Raw genomic sequence first — 17,153 nt, 5'->3', positions numbered from 1 at the left:
GTCATGATCCGCCCACCACCTCGATCGGCATCGTCGGGTCGTCGTGGTCCTTGGTCGTCGTCTGGGCCGCGTCGGCCGGCGGCGCGTCGACCTTGCGCGGCGGCTGCCACGGCTCCCGCTCCAGCGCCTTGACGAACGCCGCCACCATCACCGGGTCGAACTGCGTGCCCGCCCCCTTGCGCAGCTCGGCCACCGCCACCTCGACCGGGCGGGCCCCCCGGTAGGAGCGGTCGGAGGTCATCGAGTCGAACGCGTCGGCCACCGCGATGATCCGCGCGAACTCGGGGATCTCGTCACCGGCCAGCCCCATCGGGTAGCCCCTGCCGTCGTGCCGCTCGTGGTGGTGCATGATGCCCGCGAACGCCTCGTCGAGGAAGTCGATGCCGCGCACGATCTCCAGCCCGCGCATCGGGTGCAGCTGGATCGCCGCGAACTCCTCCTCGGTCAGCGGCCCGTCCTTCTGCAGCACCTTCGTCGGCACGCCGAGCTTGCCCACGTCGTGGAGCATGCCCGCGTAGCGGATGGCGCGCAGCCGTTCCACCCCCATGCCGATCTCCTGCGCGATCATCGTGGAGGCCAGCGACACGCGCGTGCAGTGCCCGCGGGTGTAGTAGTCCTTGGTCTCGACCGCCTGGCACAGCGCCGCGATCGTCGCGTCGTAGGAGCGTTGCTGCGCGTGGTACTGCCCGAGGGCCCAGCGCGCCACGAAGAGCGGCAGCAGCACCAGCACGGCCGAGATCGACTGGACGGTGGCCCACAGGCCCGCCACCAGCAGCCCGAAGGTGGCGTAGCCGAAGTAGGACAGCAGGAACTGGGTCATGCCGCTGACCGGCAACTCCTCGGCCCGCACCTGGGTCACCAGCCACACCATGGTCAGCGTGAGCACGATGTTGAGCGGGACGAACAGCGCGGCGGCCGCGGCGTAGGGCCCGATCAGCGCCTCGAAGGCGTTGACCTGCGGGACCTTCGGCACGCCGCCGAAGAACAGGTAGGCCTTGCCGGACACGTAGCCGCAGATGGCGAACTGCGCCCCGTTGAACAGCCGCTTCACCAGCGGCAGGCCGGGCCGGACGCTCAGCACGGCCGTCAGGCCCACCAGCGCCGCGCCCTCGGGGCCGACCAGCACCACCGCGGCCAGCGCGGCCGAGAAGCTGACCGACACCGCGAACTGCTCGACGTTGAGGAGCGTCGGCATCGACTCGCACACCAGGAAGAGCAACGCGAGCACGAGGAGCGTGCCGTAGTCGCCGGATGGGACGAGGTGCCCGGCGAGCAGGCTGTGCCCGACGAGAACGGCCGCCGCCCCGATGACGACGACCAGATAGACCTTCGCGGCCCACGGCAGTCCACGCATTGCGGCCCCCCGGGGCGATCAGGTCCAGGAGACGCCCGGCGGGACGGCCCCACCGCCGCCGACCAGGAGAATCACCGGGGCCGCCAGTGCTGTCAACATGCGCATGAGGCTCACGCTACAGAAGTCGTCAGGCGACAGGGAGGGGACTCGGGAATCGCAAGCAAAGCGTAATCAACCAACTACCGGCGGCGACTTCTGGCCCACTCCACGGTCTCCTTCAGACCGGTCGTCAGATCCGTGCGCGGCTGCCAGCCGAGACCCTCGAAGGCGGGCAGCGGATCGACGGCCATAGCGGGAAGGTCCCCCGGACGGGGCGGTGCGAAACCCGGCCGGTCGGGAGCGCCCGCCGCGGCGGCGACGAGCGTGTGCAGGTGGCGGTCGGTGGTCTGGATGCCGGTGCCGAGGTTGAACCGCCCGCCGCCGCCGGCCTCGCCGCAGGCCCTGACGAAGCCGTCGACGACGTCCTTGACGTAGACGTAGTCGCGGGTCTGGTCGCCGTCGCCGTACAGGAGGGTCGGCGCGCCCGACAGCAGCGCGTCGGTGAAGATGGCCACGACGCCCGCCTCGCCGTCGGGCGACTGGCGCGGGCCGTAGACGTTGGACAGCACCAGCGAGGTGTGGTCGATGCCGTGGAGCGCCTTGAAGGCGGCCAGGTAGGTCTCCCCGCTGAGCTTGCTCGCCGCGTACGGCGAGCGCGGGTCGGTGGGCGCGTCGCCGGGGACGGGGATGACCGGCGGCCTGCCGTACACCGCGACGGAGGAGGCGAAGACCACCTTGCGCGTGCCGCCGCGCTGGGCGGCGGTGAGCACCTGGATCGTGCCTTCCACGTTGACCCGCGCGTCGCGCATCGGATCGGCCACGCTCGCCCGGACGCTGATCTGGGCGGCCAGGTGGCAGATGACCTCGGGCCGCCACGCGACGGCCAGCTCGACCAGGGCGGGATCCCTGACGTCGAGCGTGTGCAGCCAGGCCTCACCGCTCAGGTTGGCCTGGCGGCCCGACGACAGGTCGTCGACGACCGCGACCTCGTGCCCCGCCTCCAGCAGGGCGTCGACGAGATGAGAACCGATGAAACCGGCGCCCCCGGTCACCAACACGCGCATGCGCGCAATGCTAGTCGCCCAGCTCCGCGCGCACCCTGGCGATGCGGTCGAGGACCTTCGAGCGCAGGTCGTCGGGCACCGGATCGCATCCGCAGTGCTTGGCGACCAGCGCCTTCACCGCTTTGTCGAGGTCGTATTCCTGCAGGCAGGGGCTGCACTCGTCGAGGTGCACCCTGATGTCGACGGACTCGCCTTCTGCGAGCTCACCGTCGAGATAGGCGTAGACCTTGTCGAGCACCTCACGACAGTCCGTCTCGTGCGGCTCACCACAGCTCATTTGGATCCCTCCGCCGGGACCAGGCCACGCTCGCGTGCGTAGTCCTCGAGATGCGTCCGCAGCTGCCTGCGTCCGCGGTGGAGTCGCGACATCACCGTGCCGATGGGCGTGCCCATGATGTCGGCGATCTCCTTGTACGGGAAGCCCTCGACGTCGGCCAGGTAGACCGCGATCCTGAACTCCTCCGGCAGCGCGGCGAGCGCTTCCTTGATGTCGCCGTCGGGCAGGTGCTCCAGGGCCTCGACCTCGGCGGACTTCAGCCCGCCCGAGGTGTGGGACTCGGCGCGCGCCAGCTGCCAGTCCTCGATCTCCTCGGTGCCGGACTGCTTCGGCTCCCGCTGCTTCTTGCGGTAGCTGTTGATGAAGGTGTTGGTGAGGATCCGGTAGAGCCAGGCCTTGAGGTTGGTGCCTTCCTGGAACTGGTGGAAGGACGCGAACGCCTTGGCGAAGGTCTCCTGCAGCAGATCCTCGGCGTCAGCCGGATTCCGGGTCATCCGGAGCGCGGCGGAGTAGAGCTGGTCGAGGTACGGCATGACGTCACGCTCGAACCGCTCGCTGCGCTGCTCCAGAGTCTCCGTGCCTGTCGCGGGCACCGGACCCACCCCCCTAAGATCGCCGGTGGCCTGCTGTGCCGGTACACCGTACTCAGGGGAGGATACCCGCTCGTCAGCGACCGGCAGGCCACCGGGGACGGGTTCGAGCAATGTGAGCATGTTCGTCTGCAACACGCCCGCGCACGCGTCTGTTCCCACAAGATGGAGGTGACGAACGACTCGGTACGGGGAAAAACAAACGTACCTTTTCCGGAACACAGGAGACGCGTGTGCTGCCCATTCCGGCCGAGGAACTGAACGGCTCAGGCACGCTCGGGCCGTACTGGACGTTCTATCGTGCAGTCGTCGCCGAGCAGCTCGATCGCTGGCTTCCCGGTCGTCCCTCCACCATCCTCGATCTTTCCGGCGGCCGCGGGCGCTGGTCGGGCCACGCCGCCAAGGCGGGCCACAAGGTGATCGAGGTCGTCGACTTCCGCCGGGCGCTGGAGGGGCAGCAGCTGCTGCGCGATGCCGACCGGGTGCGCCAGGTCCGCGCCGACGACCTGGGGTTCCTGCCTGACGGCTGCGTCGACGCGGTGGTGGCGGAGGAGCGGGCGCTGTCCATCGAGCTGATGGCCGAGTCGGCGATGGACGACGTGGTCCGCGTGCTGCGCCCCGGTGGTCGCGCCCTGGTGTGCGTCGACTCCCTGGTGCTGGGCATGGCGATACTCGCCGAGCAGAACTACTGGGCCCACCTGCGCCAGACCGGCGAGGTCATGCTGGTGCCCTGGCCCGACGGCAGCATCACCCGCTGCTTCAGCAGCGGCCAGCTGCGCGAGCTGCTCACGGGAGCGGGCCTCGAGGTGGAGTGGATCAGGCCGCGCACGGTCCTGTCCCCCTCCACCGTCGACCACGTGCTGGCCACCGACACCCGGGCGCTGGCCTGGCTGGTGCGCACGGAGCTCGACGCCCACCCCGACGACGACGACACCGTAGGCATCCACCTGGTGGCCAGCGCGCTCAAGAAGTGAGGGTCAGCGCCTTCTCTCCCGCTTCGCCTGGCACTGGACGCATCTGGCGGCTTCCGGACGGGCCTCCAGCCTTCCTTCGGGCACCGGCCTGCCGCAGTCGACGCAGTCGCCGTAGGTGCCCTCGTCGAGCCGCTTGAGCGCGGCCACGATCGCGCCACGATGGGCGGTCGCCACGGACAGCATGGCCTGGGCGCGGTCGGAGTCGGTCAGGTCGGAGCCCGCGTCGGCCGCCGAGCGGTCGGCCACGGCCACCGGGTCTCCACGCAGCACGCCGATCGACCTGTCGAGCTCGGCGAGCATGCCTTCCAGGCGCTCGCGAGCGGTCGTGTCGTCCACGTCCGCACCTCCGGGTAGGCGGGGGCAGCCGGCAGCGGAACTCCCCGGAGGTCCCGCCCGGCGCGTTCGGGGGGTGGTGAATGGAGCGATGACTCGCAGTTGACGAAGAGCATCGCTTTCCTCACCGGATGCCCATCAGGCGAGGTTCTTACACCGACCCGCTAGAAAAGTGCGCTTTCTTCCTCCGGTTGTTGCGGCTCGATCAGGTGCGGGCCGTTGTTGCGGACGTTGTTGACGTCGGTGGAGACGGGATAGGCGACCAGCCTGCCGGAGTCGGCGGGCACCAGCAGCCTGGAGGCCTGCTCGGTGTCGGTGAGCTTGGGGTCGAGCCATTCGGCCCAGCGCTCCCGCTCGATCATCATCGGCATCCGGTCGTGGATGTGCCCGAGGTCGTCCTCGGCCTGCGTGGTGATCACCGTGCAGGTCACCAGCCACTTCAGCGGATCGTCGGCGGCCCTGGTCGGGTCCTTCCAGAACTCGTACAGCCCGGCCATCGCGAGCACCCCGCCGTCCTCGGGGTGGATGTAGAAGGGCTGCTTCTTCTTCTTTTCGCCTTCGACGGGCATCCACTCGAAGTAGCCGTCGGCAGGCAGCAGGCACCTGCGGGAGGCGAACGCCTTCTTGAAGGCCGGCTTCTCCGCGACCGTCTCGAGCCTGGCGTTGATCATGCGGGAGCCGATGGAGGGGTCCTTGGCCCACACCGGCACCAGGCCCCACCGCAGGACGCGCAGCTGGCGCACCGCCCGGTTGGCGGCTCGCGCCTCGCTCTCCCCGCCCGAGTCGCCGCGCTCGGTGTCCTTGGGCACCCGGCTGAGCACCGCGTAGACCCGTTTGGTCGGCGCCACGTTGTAGTCGGGCGACAACTCCTCGTCGGGCGAGGCGTCCTGCTCGACCTGGAACTCCTCCAGAAGCTCGTGCTTCTTGCGCGCTGAGGCGTATCTGCCGCACATGCCTCCACCCTGCCACGCGATCGGCCGATTCGCCCACCATGTCGCCCCGCACCCCACACCGCCCGGCACCCATCTTGCCCCGCACACCACGCGAGGCCGGGCCCCGAGCTCCCTGGTCGTGCGCTCTGCGGGTCAGGCGCCGGCTGCCGATAGGCTTGCACCATGCCCGCTCCGCTCTGGCCGGCCCCGACGGCGTCCGCTCCGGTCTCCGCGACCGTCCCCCTGCCCGGCTCCAAGTCCGTGACCAACAGGGCGCTGCTGCTGGCCGCGCTCGCCGACGGCCCGGGCACCGTACGGCAGGCGCTGCGCAGCCGCGACGCCGACCTCATGGCCGCGGCCATGCGCGCGCTCGGCACCGACCTGACCCCGTCCAACGAGAGCGCCTCCGGCGTCGACTGGCAGGTCACGCCCGGCCCCGTCCGCGGCGGCGCGCGCATCGACGTCGGCCTGGCCGGCACGGTGATGCGCTTCGTGCCGCCCATGGCGGCGCTGGCCGACGGCGAGGTCTTCTTCGACGGCGACCCCCACGCCCGCACCCGGCCCATGGGCCCGATCCTCGCCGCCCTGCGCGCGCTCGGCGCCGAGGTCGACAACGACGCCCTGCCGTTCACGATCAGGGGCCCGATCACCGGGGGCGAGGTCACGATCGACGCCTCCGCCTCCTCCCAGCTGATCTCGGGTCTGCTGCTGACGGCCGCCAGGTTCGAGAAGGGCGTCACGATCCGCCACGAGGGCCCGCCCGTGCCGTCCATGCCGCACATCGAGATGACCGTCCAGATGCTGCGCGCCGCGGGCGTGCGGATCGACGACGGCGAGCCCGACGTGTGGCGCGTCGAGCCGGGGCCGATCACCGCCACCGACCTGGTCGTCGAGCCCGACCTGTCCAACGCCGCGCCGTTCCTGGCGGCCGCCCTCATCACCGGCGGCACGGTCACCATCCCCGGCTGGCCGGCCGTGACCACCCAGCCGGGCGACCACCTCCGCCCGCTGCTCGCCGCGATGGGCGCCACCGTGTCGCTGACAGAGGACGGCCTGACGGTCACGGGCACGGGCGAGATCGCGGGCATCGACGCCGACCTCCACGAGGTGGGCGAGCTCACCCCCACGATCGCCGCCCTCGCCGCCCTGGCCACCTCGCCGAGCACGCTGCGCGGCATCGCCCACCTGCGGGGCCACGAGACCGACCGGCTCGCCGCCCTCGTCACCGAGATCAACCGGCTGGGCGGCGACGCGGAGGAGACGGCCGACGGCATCCTCGTCCGCCCCGCCACGCTTCACGGCGGCACCTTCCACAGCTACGCCGACCACCGCATGGCCACCGCGGGCGCCGTCGTCGGCCTCGCGGTCCCCGGAGTCGAGGTGGAGGACATCGCGACGACCGGAAAGACGCTTCCGGAGTTCGCCCGGATGTGGGCGCAGATGCTGGGAAGTGAGCAGTCGTGACCGGCTTCTCGGGGCAAGGAGCGGACCGCTGAGAAAGCGGGAGTACGACGAGGACGACGTCAGGGTCAGACCGGGCAAGGGCTCCCGGCCGCGGACCAGGATCCGTCCTGCCCACGAGGACGCCGTCGAAGGCTTCGTGATCGCCGTCGACCGGGGCCGCTACACCTGCCTGGTCGAGACCGAGGGCCGCAGGAAGAAGCGCGAGCGCCGGCTCGTCACTGCGATGAAGGCCCGCGAGCTGGGCCGCAAGGGCATCATCGTGGGTGACAGGGTCGCGTTGGTCGGCGACGTCTCGGGCCGGGCCGACACCCTCGCCAGGGTGGTCAGGGTCGAGCCGCGCTCCTCGATGCTGCGGCGCAGCGCCGACGACACCGACGACACCGACGGCATCGAGCGTCCGGTCGTCGCCAACGCCGAGCAGCTCGTCATCGTCACCGCGCTGGCCGACCCGCCGCCGCGACCCAGGATGATCGACAGGATGCTGGTCGCGGCCTTCGACGCCGAGATCGACCCGCTGCTGTGCCTGACCAAGCGCGACCTCGCCCCGCCCGACGAGCTGGTCTCGCTCTACGAGCCGCTCGGGGTCCCCTACACGGTCGTCCAGAAGGGCGGCGAGCTCGACGAGCTGCGCGAGCGGCTGACCGGCCGCGTCAGCGTCCTCGTCGGCCATTCGGGCGTCGGCAAGTCCACGCTGGTCAACGCGCTGGTCCCGGACGCCAACCGGGCGGTCTCCCACGTCAACGCGGTCACCGGGCGCGGCCGCCACACCTCCACCTCGGCGGTGGCGCTGGAGCTGCCCGAGGGCGGCTGGATCATCGACACGCCGGGGGTGCGCAGCTTCGGGCTGGCCCACGTGTCCGTCGAGACCGTGCTGGCCGGCTTCCCCGACCTGGTCGAGGGCACCGTCCACTGCCCCAAGGGCTGCACCCACCGGGGCGAGGAGTGCGCGCTGGACGCGTGGGTCGCCGACGGCCACGCCGATCCGGTCCGGCTGAAGTCGCTCAGACGGCTGCTCGCCAGCCGGGAAGGCGCCCCCGACTCCGACGACTGACCGGCGGACGGCTACCGGTTGGGGCGGAGGGTCCAGCGGACGGTCAGTTCCGCGACGATGACGCCCTCCGCGTTGCGGATCTCGACCGCGACGTCGAACTCGGGCCGCTGTCCCGCGTCCAGCAGGGCGACGACCTCCTCTCTGGAGGCCTGCAACCGCGCCTCGGCCACCACCTCCCCCATCGCCACCTTGCGATAGCGGATCGTCGAGGTGGTGGGCAGCGGCACCGCCCGCGACAGCTGGTCGCCGAACGCCGACAGCGTCGCCGCCCCCGAGGCCGTCTCGGCGAGGGTGAACAGCGCGCCCGCGTGCGGACCGCCGACGTGGTTGTGCAGATCGGGGCGGTCGGGCAGGCGGCAGAGGGCCAGCCCCTCCTCCACCTTGTCGAATGAGATGTCCAGCGTGCGGGCGAACGGCACGGTCTGCAGCAGGAACTCGCCGGTGTCGAATGACATGCCGCCATGCTACTGGCGAGTAACCCACAATTGGGATGCAGCCGTTTGATGGAAGCGATGTCCGACGCGATAGCGTGGCTCTTCGTGACGGGTTACAGCGACGATCTGCGCCTCGCGCATGTCATGGCGGACGCCGCCGACGACCTGACCATGCGCCGGTTCAAGGCGGTCGACCTCAAGGTCGAGACCAAGCCCGACCTCACCCCGGTCAGCGACGCCGACCGAGCGGTGGAGGAGGCGATCAGGGGCACGCTGCGCAGGGCCAGGCCCCGTGACGCGATCGTGGGCGAGGAGTTCGGCACCACCGGTCACGGCGCCCGGTCGTGGATCGTCGACCCGATCGACGGCACCAAGAACTACGTGCGCGGGGTCCCGGTGTGGGCGACCCTGATCGCGCTCATGGACCAGGGCGAGGTCGTGGTGGGCCTCGTGTCGGCGCCCGCGCTCGGCCGCCGCTGGTGGGCGGCCCGCGACAGCGGCGCGTGGACCGGCAAGAGCCTGACCAAGGCCACCCGCATGCGGGTCTCGGCGGTCGGCAAGCTGGAGGACGCCTCCTTCTCCTACTCCGACATCGAGGAATGGGAGAAGGCCGGGCGCCTCGAGCCGTTCCTCGACCTGGGCCGGGCGTGCTGGCGTACCCGGGCCTACGGCGACTTCTGGTCGCACATGATGGTCGCCGAGGGGTCCGTGGACCTGTCGGCGGAGCCCGAGCTGTCCCCGTGGGACATCGCCGCGCTGACGGTGATCGTCGAGGAGGCGGGCGGCCGGTGGAGCGGCCTCGACGGCGGCCGCGGCCTGGACGCGGGCGGGCTGGTGTGCACCAACGGCACGCTGCACGACGAGGTCCTCACCCGCCTCACCACCCGCTGACCCCACCCGACCCCACCCGACCCCACCCGACCCCACAAGGCCTCACCCGCCGAGCGACCCGGCTGCGCTCAGAGGGCCAGCACCCGGGAGACCGCGGTCATCAACGCGTCGCGGTAGGCGGTGCCGTAGAGGCAGACGTGCACGAGCAGCGGGTGGAGCTGGTGCAGCGGCACGCGTTCGCGCCAGCCCTCGGCCGGCGGCGCCTCCTCGCGGTAGGCGCCGAGGATCGTGTCCAGGTACGGCGCGCCGAACAGCGCCAGCATCGCCAGGTCGGTCTCCCTGTGCCCGCCGTGCGCCGCGGGGTCGATGAGCACCGCGCGGCCGTCCGCCCAGAGCACGTTCCCGCCCCACAGGTCGCCGTGGATCCGGGACGGCGGCTCGGCGGGCCCCGCGATCTCGGGGAACCTGGCGACCGCCCTCTCGATCAGCCGCACGTCGCCGGCCGCCAGCCGCGCCTGCCGTACGAAGGGCAGCACGCGGTCGGCGGCGTAGAAGGACGGCCAGTCGGCGGCCGGCTCGTTGGGCATGGGCAGGTCGGCGATGAACCCCGGCCAGGGGGCGCCGAAGCCGTCGGCGCCACGCAGGTGCGTCCGGGCGAGCTCGCGGCCGAAACGCTCGGCGGCGGCACGGGTGGGCGGCTCGGTGTCCACCCAGTCGAGCACCAGGCCGTCGTCGCCCGACGCCACCACGGTGGCGGCGATCGGGCCCAGCCACCGTAGCCCCGCCGCCTCGGAGGTGAACAGCGGGGAAACGGGACCGTACTTGCCGAACACCGGCCTGCCGTCCAGCGTCCCCTTGCGCAGCCGCCAGGCGTGCGAGGAGCCCAGGTCCTCAGTCCAGACGATCGACAAGGTACTTCGCCAGCCCTTCGGCGGCCGCCTTCACCTGGCCGAGCACGATCTCGAAGCCGTCGCGGCCGCCGTAGTAGGGGTCGGGCACCTCGGCGCCCTCGGGCGCCGCGGGGTCGAACGAGCGGAACAGCCGCAGGTCCGTCCCGGCGGGAACGACCCTGCGCAGCGCCCTGAGGTTCTCCTTGTCCATGGCGAGGACCAGGTCATAGCGGTCGAAGTCGAACTGCCTGGCACGGTGGAGAGAACCGTCGTAGCCGTGCTGGGCGAGCATCTCGGCGGCGCGCTCGTCCATCGGGTTGCCGACGTGCCAGCCGCCCGTTCCGGCGCTGTCCAGCGCCACCTTGCCGGACAGTCCGTGCTCCTCAAGGGCCTGCCTGACCACGACCTCGGCCATCGGGGAGCGGCAGATGTTGCCCATACACACCAGAGATACGCGATACGTCATGCATCCCATCATGATGCTGACCTGGGTCGTTCACCGAACGTTCACCCCGATTCGGGAGTCGAGTCACCTTCACTGCTTAACGTCTGAGGCGACTAAGGACCAAGTGGGAGGAAACCCAACCGTGAAGTATGCAGGCCGGCTCGCCGCCGTCGCCGTCGTCGGCGCGCTCTCGCTCGCTGCGTGCGGCACCGATAACAACACTGGTGCCCCCGCGGGCACCGCGTCCGCGTCCGCCGCCGCCCCGGGCAACGACAACGCCCTTTCCGGCACGATCAACGCGGCTGGGTCCTCGGCTCAGGCCAACGCGATCGACCAGTGGAAGAAGGACTTCCAGGCCAAGAACGCGAACGTCAACCTGAACTACCAGCCGAGCGGCTCCGGCGCTGGTGTCCAGGCGTTCATCCAGGGCACGATCTCCTTCGCCGGTTCCGACTCGGCGCTGAAGGACGACAAGGGCGAGCCCGCCCAGGCCGACGCCCGCTGCAAGACCGGCAAGGCCATCAACCTCCCGATGGTGACCGGCCCCGTCGCCGTGGTCTACAACCTGCCCGGTGTCGACGGCCTGCAGCTGTCGCCCAAGACGATCGCCGGCATCTTCAACAGCCAGATCACCAAGTGGGACGACGCCGCCATCAAGGCCGACAACCCCGACGCGAAGCTGCCGTCCACCCCCATCCAGGCTTTCCACCGCTCGGACGAGTCCGGCACCAGCGACAACTTCACCAAGTTCCTCAAGGCCACCGCCGAGTGGCCGTACGAGCCGGCCAAGGCGTGGCCCGCCGAGGCCAAGGGCCAGGGCGCCAAGGGCTCCGACCAGGTCGCCGCCTCGGTGAAGGGCGCCGAGGGCGCCATCGGCTACGTCGAGCTCTCCTACGCCGACAACTCCCAGTTGCAGAAGGCCAAGGTCGCCAACGGCTCGGGTGAGTTCGTCGAGCTGACCGCCGACAGCGCCGCCAAGACCGTCGAGGCCGCCGAGATCAAGGGCACCGGCAACGACCTCAAGCTGAGCATCGACTACGCCACCAAGGCCGCGGGCGCCTACCCGATCGTCCTGGTGACCTACGAGATCACCTGCGAGAAGGGCCTGCCCGCCGACCAGGTGCCGCTGGTCAAGTCCTTCCTCGGCTACACCGCGAGCGACGAGGGCCAGGCCTCCCTGAAGGACCTGGGCTACGCCCCGCTGCCCGCGGCTCTGCTCACCAAGGTTCGCGCGGCCGTCGAGGCGATCTCCTAACCCATGTCCACCGACGTTCGCACCCGAGGAGGCGACCCGGCCATGCGCCGGGCCGCCTCCCGGCGCACCCATGGTGAGGGACCCTTCCGCTACGCCTCCACCGGTGCGGGCATCGTCCTGCTGGCGATCATGGCGGCCATCGCCGTCTTCCTGATCAGCGAGGCGATCCCCGCGTTGCAGGCGAACAAGGGGAACTTCTTCACCGAGCTCATCTGGGAGCCCAACAGCAGCCAGGTCTTCGGCATCGCCGCCCTGGCGTTCGGGACCGTGCTCAGCTCGGCCCTCGCGCTGGTCATCGCGACCCCGGTCGCGGTGGGCGTCGCGCTGTTCATCTCCCACTACGCGCCCCGCCGGCTCGCGGGGCCCCTCGGCTACCTCGTCGACCTGCTCGCCGCGGTGCCCAGCGTCATCTACGGCCTGTGGGGCCTGGTCTTCCTCGTCCCCATCCTCAAGACGCCGTCCGAGTGGCTCAACGAGCACCTCGGCTGGTTCCCGCTGTTCGCCGGCGAGGGCGTCATCGGCGGCAAGACCATGCTGGCGGGCGGCATCGTCCTGGCGATCATGATCCTGCCGATCATCGCGGCGATCTCCCGTGAGGTCTTCCTGCAGGCGCCCAAGATGCACGAGGAGGCGGCACTCGCGCTCGGCGCGACCCGCTGGGAGATGATCAGGATGGCGGTGCTGCCGTTCGGCCGCCCCGGCGTCATCAGCGCGGCGATGCTCGGCCTCGGCCGGGCGATGGGCGAGACCATCGCGGTCGCGCTGATCTTCCCCGCCACCTTCGACATCAGCTTCCAGATCCTCACCCCGCACGCCAACAGCATCGCGGCCAACATCGCCAACGGCTTCGGCGAGGCCACCCCCGTCGGCCGCGGCGCGCTCATCGCCTCGGGCCTGGTGCTGTTCGTCATCACGCTGCTGGTCAACATGGGCGCCCGCATGGTGATCGCCCGCCGCAAGGAATACGCGGGGGCAGCGGCATGAGCGCCCCCATCACCCACAGCCACGTCGTGGCCAACCGACCGACGGAGGAGGTCGAATGACCACGATCCAGCACATCTCCACTGGACGGCGGGTCAAGGACCGCGTCGTCCAGGGTCTTGTGTATCTGGCCTTCGCGCTGGCCGTCGTGCCGCTGATCTCCGTCCTGTGGCTGGTCATCAAGAACGGCCTGGCCCGTCTCGACCTCGACTTCCTGACCCACTCGATGCGCGGCATCGGCGCCCGCGACGCGAACGGCGGCGCCTACCACGCCATCATCGGCACCCTTGAGCAGGTCCTGCTGGCCTCGGTCATCGCGGTGCCCATCGGCGTTCTCACCGCCATCTACCTGGTCGAGTACGGCAACGGCGGGCGGCTCAGCCGTACGATCAGCTTCTTCGTGGACGTCATGACCGGCGTCCCCTCGATCGTTTCCGGCCTGTTCGTCTTCGCCTTCTGGATCCTCTTCCTCGGCATGCCGTTCTCCGGGTTCGCCGGCGCGCTCGCGCTGTCGATCCTGATGATGCCCACAGTGGTCCGCGCGGCCGAGGAGATGCTCAAGCTGGTCCCGAACGACCTGCGCGAAGCCTCCTACGCCCTGGGCGTCCCCAAGTGGCGGACGATCGTGAAGGTCGTGCTGCCCACCGCGTTCACGGGCATCGTCACCGGTGTCATGCTCGCCATCGCCCGCGTGACAGGTGAGACCGCGCCGCTGCTGCTGACCGTGTTCTTCACCGACTCCATCAACAACGATCCGTTCAACGGGCCGCAGATGGGGCTTCCCCTCTACGTGTTCGACCAGGCGGCGCGCCCCAACGACACCGCCATCGACCGCGCGTGGGCCGGAGCCCTCACGCTCATCCTGATCGTCATGCTGCTGAACCTGGTCGCGCGCCTCATCGCCTGGTGGCGCTCGCCTTCCAGGGCCCGATAGGAGGTATCCGCTCCCATGTCCAAGCAGATCCAGGTCTCGGGCCTCGACGCGTACTACGGATCGCACAAGGCCATCGAGGACGTCTCGATGACCATCGAGCCGCGTTCGATCACCGCGTTCATCGGGCCGTCCGGATGCGGGAAGTCCACCTTCCTCCGCACGCTCAACCGCATGCACGAGGTCATCCCCGGCGCGCGTGTCGAGGGCAAGGTGCTGCTCGACGGCGAGGACCTCTACGGCCCCGGCGTCGAGCCCGTCTCGGTGCGCCGCTCCATCGGCATGGTCTTCCAGCGGCCCAACCCGTTCCCCACCATGTCGATCTACGAGAACGTGGCCGCGGGCCTCAGGCTCAACGGCCGCGTCTCCAAGTCGCAGACCGACGGCATCGTCGAGGAGTCGCTCAAGGGCGCCAACCTCTGGAACGAGGTCAAGGACCGCCTCAACAAGCCCGGCGCCGGCCTGTCGGGCGGCCAGCAGCAGCGTCTCTGCATCGCCCGCGCGATCGCGGTCAAGCCCCAGGTGCTGCTCATGGACGAGCCCTGCTCCGCGCTCGACCCGATCTCCACGCTGGCGATCGAGGACCTCATGACCAAGCTCAAGGACGAGTACACGATCGTCATCGTCACCCACAACATGCAGCAGGCCGCCCGGGTGAGCGACCGCACGGCGTTCTTCAACCTCGCCGCCCAGGGGCAGCCCGGCAAGGTGGTCGAGATGGACGACACCTCCCGGATGTTCACCAACCCCTCCCAGAAGGCCACCGAGGACTACATCACGGGGCGTTTCGGCTGATGGTCGTCGCGGCGAACGGGGACGCCCCGACAGTTCCCACCCTGCTGGTGGCCGATCCCGACCAGGACGTCATCCACGAGCTGGCGGTCGCGCTGGGGCGCGAGGGCGTCGTGGTCACCGGGGTGACCGACGGAGCCCAGGCGCTGCTGCAGGCGGGCGCGCTCCAGCCTGACGTCGTGCTCGTCGGCGCCACGCTGCCGACCATCGACGCGGTGGACTTCGTGCGTGCCGTACGGCTCTCGCGGTCGGTACCCGTTCTGCTCGGCGTCGGCGAGGGGCATGCCGAACAGGCGGTCCAGGCGCTGGCCGCGGGCGCGTCGGCGTGCGTGGCCAGGCCGTACCGGGTGCTCGAGCTGCTGCCGTTCATCCAGGCGGCCTCCCACGGCGGCGTCGAGAACCGCAAGGTGCTGACCGTGGGCGGCGTCGAGCTCGACGTCAACGCCTACCAGGTGCGGGTCGGCGGCAGGGCCGTGCATCTGCCGTTGCGGGAGTTCGAGCTGCTCCACTACCTGATGCGCAACGCCGACCGGACGGTCACGCGCGAGCAGATCATGAAGCATGTGTGGAACTCGGCCGACGGGACCTCGACCAACACCATCGCCGTGCACGTCAAGCGGTTGAGGGCGCGGCTGGGTGACGACGACGACCGGCTGATCCAGACGGTGCGCGGGGTGGGTTACCGGCTCATCACGCCGGTCGAGGGCCCCTCCTCGGCCGTCGGCTGACGGTGAGGGCCGGCCGTCGGGTGGCGCCGCGGCCCGCGTTCCCGGGCGCCACCGTTTCTCCCGGCTCGTTCTCGTCTCCCGGCTCGCTCCCGCTCACGCCAGAGCGGCGATGGACTCGTCGTCGCAGGTCTCCCAGAAGGCGCCGACCACGTCCTCCAGGTGCTGCATGGACTCGGCCCGGAACAGCACGTCCTGGTACTTCGTGATGTCGTACTGGGTCTGGCCCATCATCTTCAGGTCCAGCGGCCGGATGTCCATTCCCCTGAACTCCTCGACCTCGCCGTACGAGGACAGGATGCCCGCCCCGTACGCGCGCAGCTCGCCGCTCTCGGCCATGACGCCGAACTCCAGGGTGAACCAGAAGACCTTGGAGACGAACTCCAGCGCCTCCTCGCTCTCCACGCGCCGCGCCGCGGCGCCCGCCAGCCGGTAGAGCGCCGCGAACCTGTCGTTGGCCAGCGCGTTCGCGTGGCCGATCACCTCGTGGATGACGTCGGGCTCCGGCGTGTAGAACGGCACCGAGTGGTGGCGGATGTACTGCGTGGAGTGGAAGTAGCCGTCGGCCAGCACCCCGTAGAAGTCCCTCAGCGGCACCAGACCGGCCGCGGGGAGGTACCTGAACCCGGTCAGCGGCTCCAGCAGCTCGCTGACCTCCTCCAGCTGCGGGATCCGCTCGGCGGGCAGGCCCAGCCGGGCCGCGCCGTCGAGGTACTCCGCCGTGGCGTACTTCCTGTGCTTGATCGCCAGCTCGCCGGCGACCAGGGCCCAGATCTCGTGCTCCTGCTCGGTGTACTCCGCCGCGGGGATGGGCTCGCCCCGCCGGTAGTTGACGGCCAGGGCGGCGATGGCGTTACGCCTGGCCCGGTAGACCTGGTCGGCGAACCCGGGGTGCGACGCCGCCAACTCGACCACCACGGACCCGTCGCCCTGCTCGGCGACGGGCGCGAAGTACTGCGCTTCCTCGAACATGCCTGAATGACAGCAATTCCGGCTTTCCTTGGCAAGAGTGACCAATTTTCCTGGTCGATCCGCGCACTATCGCACTGCCATACTGGCCTCAAGCTAGGCGAATCGCACAGATCACCCGGAGGGGCCATGGACGAGCTCGACGCCAGACTCCTGGTGACCATGCGTGCCCACCCACGCGTCGGCCTGACCGAGCTGGCCCGCCTGCTCGGCGTGGCCAGAGGCACCGTGCAGGCCCGCGTCGAGAAGCTGACCGCGCGCGGGGTGATCCTCGACTTCGGCCCCACGGTCTCCGCCGCCGGAGCCGGCTACCCGATCCTCGCGTTCGTCTCCCTGCAGATCGCCCAGGGCCGCCTCACCGAGGCCGTACAGGCCCTGCGGGACGTCCCGCAGATCCTCGAGGTGTACGGCACCAGCGGCCAGCACGACCTGCTCTGCCGCGTCGTCGCCCGCAGCACCGACCACCTGCAGGAGGTCATCGCGCGCGTCCTCGCCTCGCCAGGCGTCCAGCGCACGGACACCACCATCGCGCTGTCCACCCAGATCCCGTACCGCATCGAGCCGCTCCTCACCGACCGCGAACCGCCGGCCTCCTGACCTGGCCGGTCGGCCGGCACCCTGCGGACGCCGAGCGGTCGCCTGGAGCGCGCCGCGCTCCCTTCACTGGCCCGTGCCGGTGCTCGAGCGACCGGTACGGCGCGCCCTCGAAACGGCCCGGAAAAGCAGTAAGGGCCACCCCAACCGGGATGGCCCTTACTGTAAAGATTGCGCGGCGGCGACCTACTCTCCCACACCCCTTCGAGTGCAGTACCATCGGCGCAG

20 protein-coding genes are annotated in these 17,153 nt (G+C 70.4%); 10 read left to right on the top strand and 10 right to left on the bottom strand.

What is annotated here, in order from left to right:
* Nucleotide 1: 1 nt before the first annotated feature.
* The 4 genes from ACWDLG_RS34815 to ACWDLG_RS34800 form a co-directional block, all read right to left on the bottom strand.
* The gene (locus tag ACWDLG_RS34815; protein WP_354921702.1) at nucleotides 2-1,354 is read right to left on the bottom strand and encodes an HD-GYP domain-containing protein; all 1,353 of its coding nucleotides are present in this window, start codon (nucleotides 1,352-1,354) and stop codon (nucleotides 2-4) included.
* A gap of 179 nt (nucleotides 1,355-1,533) precedes the next feature.
* Nucleotides 1,534-2,457 carry an NAD-dependent epimerase/dehydratase family protein gene (locus ACWDLG_RS34810; RefSeq protein WP_354921705.1) on the bottom strand — a complete coding sequence of 308 codons (924 nt, stop codon included), beginning with the start codon at nucleotides 2,455-2,457 and terminating at the stop codon, nucleotides 1,534-1,536.
* 10 nt (nucleotides 2,458-2,467) lie between these two features.
* The gene (gene rsrA / locus ACWDLG_RS34805) at nucleotides 2,468-2,734 is read right to left on the bottom strand and encodes a mycothiol system anti-sigma-R factor (protein ID WP_354921708.1); all 267 of its coding nucleotides are present in this window, start codon (nucleotides 2,732-2,734) and stop codon (nucleotides 2,468-2,470) included.
* Nucleotides 2,731-3,336 carry a sigma-70 family RNA polymerase sigma factor gene (locus ACWDLG_RS34800; protein WP_354921712.1) on the bottom strand — a complete coding sequence of 202 codons (606 nt, stop codon included), beginning with the start codon at nucleotides 3,334-3,336 and terminating at the stop codon, nucleotides 2,731-2,733. Before ACWDLG_RS34800 ends, rsrA begins: the two co-directional genes overlap by 4 nt.
* A 221-nt stretch (nucleotides 3,337-3,557) precedes the next feature.
* On the opposite strand from ACWDLG_RS34800, the gene ACWDLG_RS34795 reads away from it, so the two are divergent.
* Complete coding sequence (locus ACWDLG_RS34795) at nucleotides 3,558-4,298, top strand: class I SAM-dependent methyltransferase (protein WP_354921715.1); 741 nt, start codon at nucleotides 3,558-3,560, stop codon at nucleotides 4,296-4,298.
* A gap of 3 nt (nucleotides 4,299-4,301) precedes the next feature.
* Here the strand turns inward: ACWDLG_RS34795 and ACWDLG_RS34790 are convergent, their stop codons facing one another.
* Both ACWDLG_RS34790 and ACWDLG_RS34785 read right to left on the bottom strand, forming a co-directional pair.
* Nucleotides 4,302-4,634 carry a TraR/DksA family transcriptional regulator gene (locus ACWDLG_RS34790; protein ID WP_449928325.1) on the bottom strand — a complete coding sequence of 111 codons (333 nt, stop codon included), beginning with the start codon at nucleotides 4,632-4,634 and terminating at the stop codon, nucleotides 4,302-4,304.
* Between the two features lie 161 nt (nucleotides 4,635-4,795).
* Nucleotides 4,796-5,584: an SOS response-associated peptidase gene (locus ACWDLG_RS34785; RefSeq protein WP_449928323.1), complete on the bottom strand. Its 789-nt coding sequence runs from the start codon at nucleotides 5,582-5,584 to the stop codon at nucleotides 4,796-4,798.
* 162 nt (nucleotides 5,585-5,746) lie between these two features.
* Between ACWDLG_RS34785 and aroA the strand changes: the two genes are divergently transcribed.
* Together aroA and rsgA are read left to right on the top strand one after the other, a co-directional pair.
* Nucleotides 5,747-7,027: a 3-phosphoshikimate 1-carboxyvinyltransferase gene (gene aroA, locus ACWDLG_RS34780; protein WP_449928321.1), complete on the top strand. Its 1,281-nt coding sequence runs from the start codon at nucleotides 5,747-5,749 to the stop codon at nucleotides 7,025-7,027.
* A gap of 28 nt (nucleotides 7,028-7,055) precedes the next feature.
* The gene (gene rsgA, locus ACWDLG_RS34775; protein WP_449928520.1) at nucleotides 7,056-8,078 is read left to right on the top strand and encodes a ribosome small subunit-dependent GTPase A; all 1,023 of its coding nucleotides are present in this window, start codon (nucleotides 7,056-7,058) and stop codon (nucleotides 8,076-8,078) included.
* An 11-nt stretch (nucleotides 8,079-8,089) separates the two neighbouring features.
* On the opposite strand, the gene ACWDLG_RS34770 is transcribed toward rsgA, so the two are convergent.
* The gene (locus tag ACWDLG_RS34770) at nucleotides 8,090-8,533 is read right to left on the bottom strand and encodes a DUF4442 domain-containing protein (protein WP_449928319.1); all 444 of its coding nucleotides are present in this window, start codon (nucleotides 8,531-8,533) and stop codon (nucleotides 8,090-8,092) included.
* Between the two features lie 57 nt (nucleotides 8,534-8,590).
* On the opposite strand from ACWDLG_RS34770, the gene hisN reads away from it, so the two are divergent.
* Nucleotides 8,591-9,403, top strand: coding sequence for a histidinol-phosphatase (gene hisN, locus ACWDLG_RS34765; RefSeq protein WP_449928317.1), 813 nt, complete (start codon nucleotides 8,591-8,593; stop codon nucleotides 9,401-9,403).
* A gap of 68 nt (nucleotides 9,404-9,471) precedes the next feature.
* Here the strand turns inward: hisN and ACWDLG_RS34760 are convergent, their stop codons facing one another.
* A complete protein-coding gene (locus ACWDLG_RS34760; RefSeq protein WP_354921730.1) occupies nucleotides 9,472-10,254 on the bottom strand; it encodes a fructosamine kinase family protein in 783 nt (260 codons plus the stop codon).
* Nucleotides 10,235-10,699 carry a low molecular weight protein-tyrosine-phosphatase gene (locus ACWDLG_RS34755; protein WP_449928314.1) on the bottom strand — a complete coding sequence of 155 codons (465 nt, stop codon included), beginning with the start codon at nucleotides 10,697-10,699 and terminating at the stop codon, nucleotides 10,235-10,237. The genes ACWDLG_RS34760 and ACWDLG_RS34755 overlap by 20 nt, the downstream gene beginning before the upstream one ends.
* Before the next feature lie 121 nt (nucleotides 10,700-10,820).
* On the opposite strand from ACWDLG_RS34755, the gene pstS reads away from it, so the two are divergent.
* Genes pstS through ACWDLG_RS34730 form a run of 5 tightly spaced genes read left to right on the top strand, consistent with a single transcriptional unit; the run spans nucleotide 10,821 to nucleotide 15,365 of the window.
* Complete coding sequence (pstS, locus tag ACWDLG_RS34750; protein ID WP_354921736.1) at nucleotides 10,821-11,933, top strand: phosphate ABC transporter substrate-binding protein PstS; 1,113 nt, start codon at nucleotides 10,821-10,823, stop codon at nucleotides 11,931-11,933.
* A 3-nt stretch (nucleotides 11,934-11,936) separates the two neighbouring features.
* On the top strand, nucleotides 11,937-12,917 hold the full coding sequence (gene pstC, locus ACWDLG_RS34745; RefSeq protein WP_354921739.1) for a phosphate ABC transporter permease subunit PstC: 981 nt from the start codon (nucleotides 11,937-11,939) through the stop codon (nucleotides 12,915-12,917).
* A 55-nt stretch (nucleotides 12,918-12,972) separates the two neighbouring features.
* Entirely contained in the window at nucleotides 12,973-13,848 is an 876-nt protein-coding gene (pstA, locus tag ACWDLG_RS34740) for a phosphate ABC transporter permease PstA (protein WP_354921742.1), read from the top strand.
* A gap of 15 nt (nucleotides 13,849-13,863) precedes the next feature.
* Complete coding sequence (gene pstB, locus ACWDLG_RS34735; RefSeq protein ID WP_354921745.1) at nucleotides 13,864-14,640, top strand: phosphate ABC transporter ATP-binding protein PstB; 777 nt, start codon at nucleotides 13,864-13,866, stop codon at nucleotides 14,638-14,640.
* Nucleotides 14,640-15,365, top strand: coding sequence for a response regulator transcription factor (locus ACWDLG_RS34730; protein WP_449928310.1), 726 nt, complete (start codon nucleotides 14,640-14,642; stop codon nucleotides 15,363-15,365). Before pstB ends, ACWDLG_RS34730 begins: the two co-directional genes overlap by 1 nt.
* A gap of 93 nt (nucleotides 15,366-15,458) precedes the next feature.
* Here the strand turns inward: ACWDLG_RS34730 and ACWDLG_RS34725 are convergent, their stop codons facing one another.
* Nucleotides 15,459-16,334 carry a phenylalanine 4-monooxygenase gene (locus ACWDLG_RS34725; RefSeq protein WP_449928308.1) on the bottom strand — a complete coding sequence of 292 codons (876 nt, stop codon included), beginning with the start codon at nucleotides 16,332-16,334 and terminating at the stop codon, nucleotides 15,459-15,461.
* A 126-nt stretch (nucleotides 16,335-16,460) separates the two neighbouring features.
* Here ACWDLG_RS34725 and ACWDLG_RS34720 point away from each other — a divergent pair, with 126 nt between their 5' ends.
* Complete coding sequence (locus ACWDLG_RS34720; protein WP_449928306.1) at nucleotides 16,461-16,928, top strand: Lrp/AsnC family transcriptional regulator; 468 nt, start codon at nucleotides 16,461-16,463, stop codon at nucleotides 16,926-16,928.
* The last annotated feature ends 225 nt before the right edge of the window (nucleotides 16,929-17,153 follow it).

Source organism: Nonomuraea sp. NPDC003727 (assembly GCF_053586935.1).
Note: the sequence above shows the minus strand (reverse complement) of the source record. Positions and strands in the feature narration are given on the sequence as shown.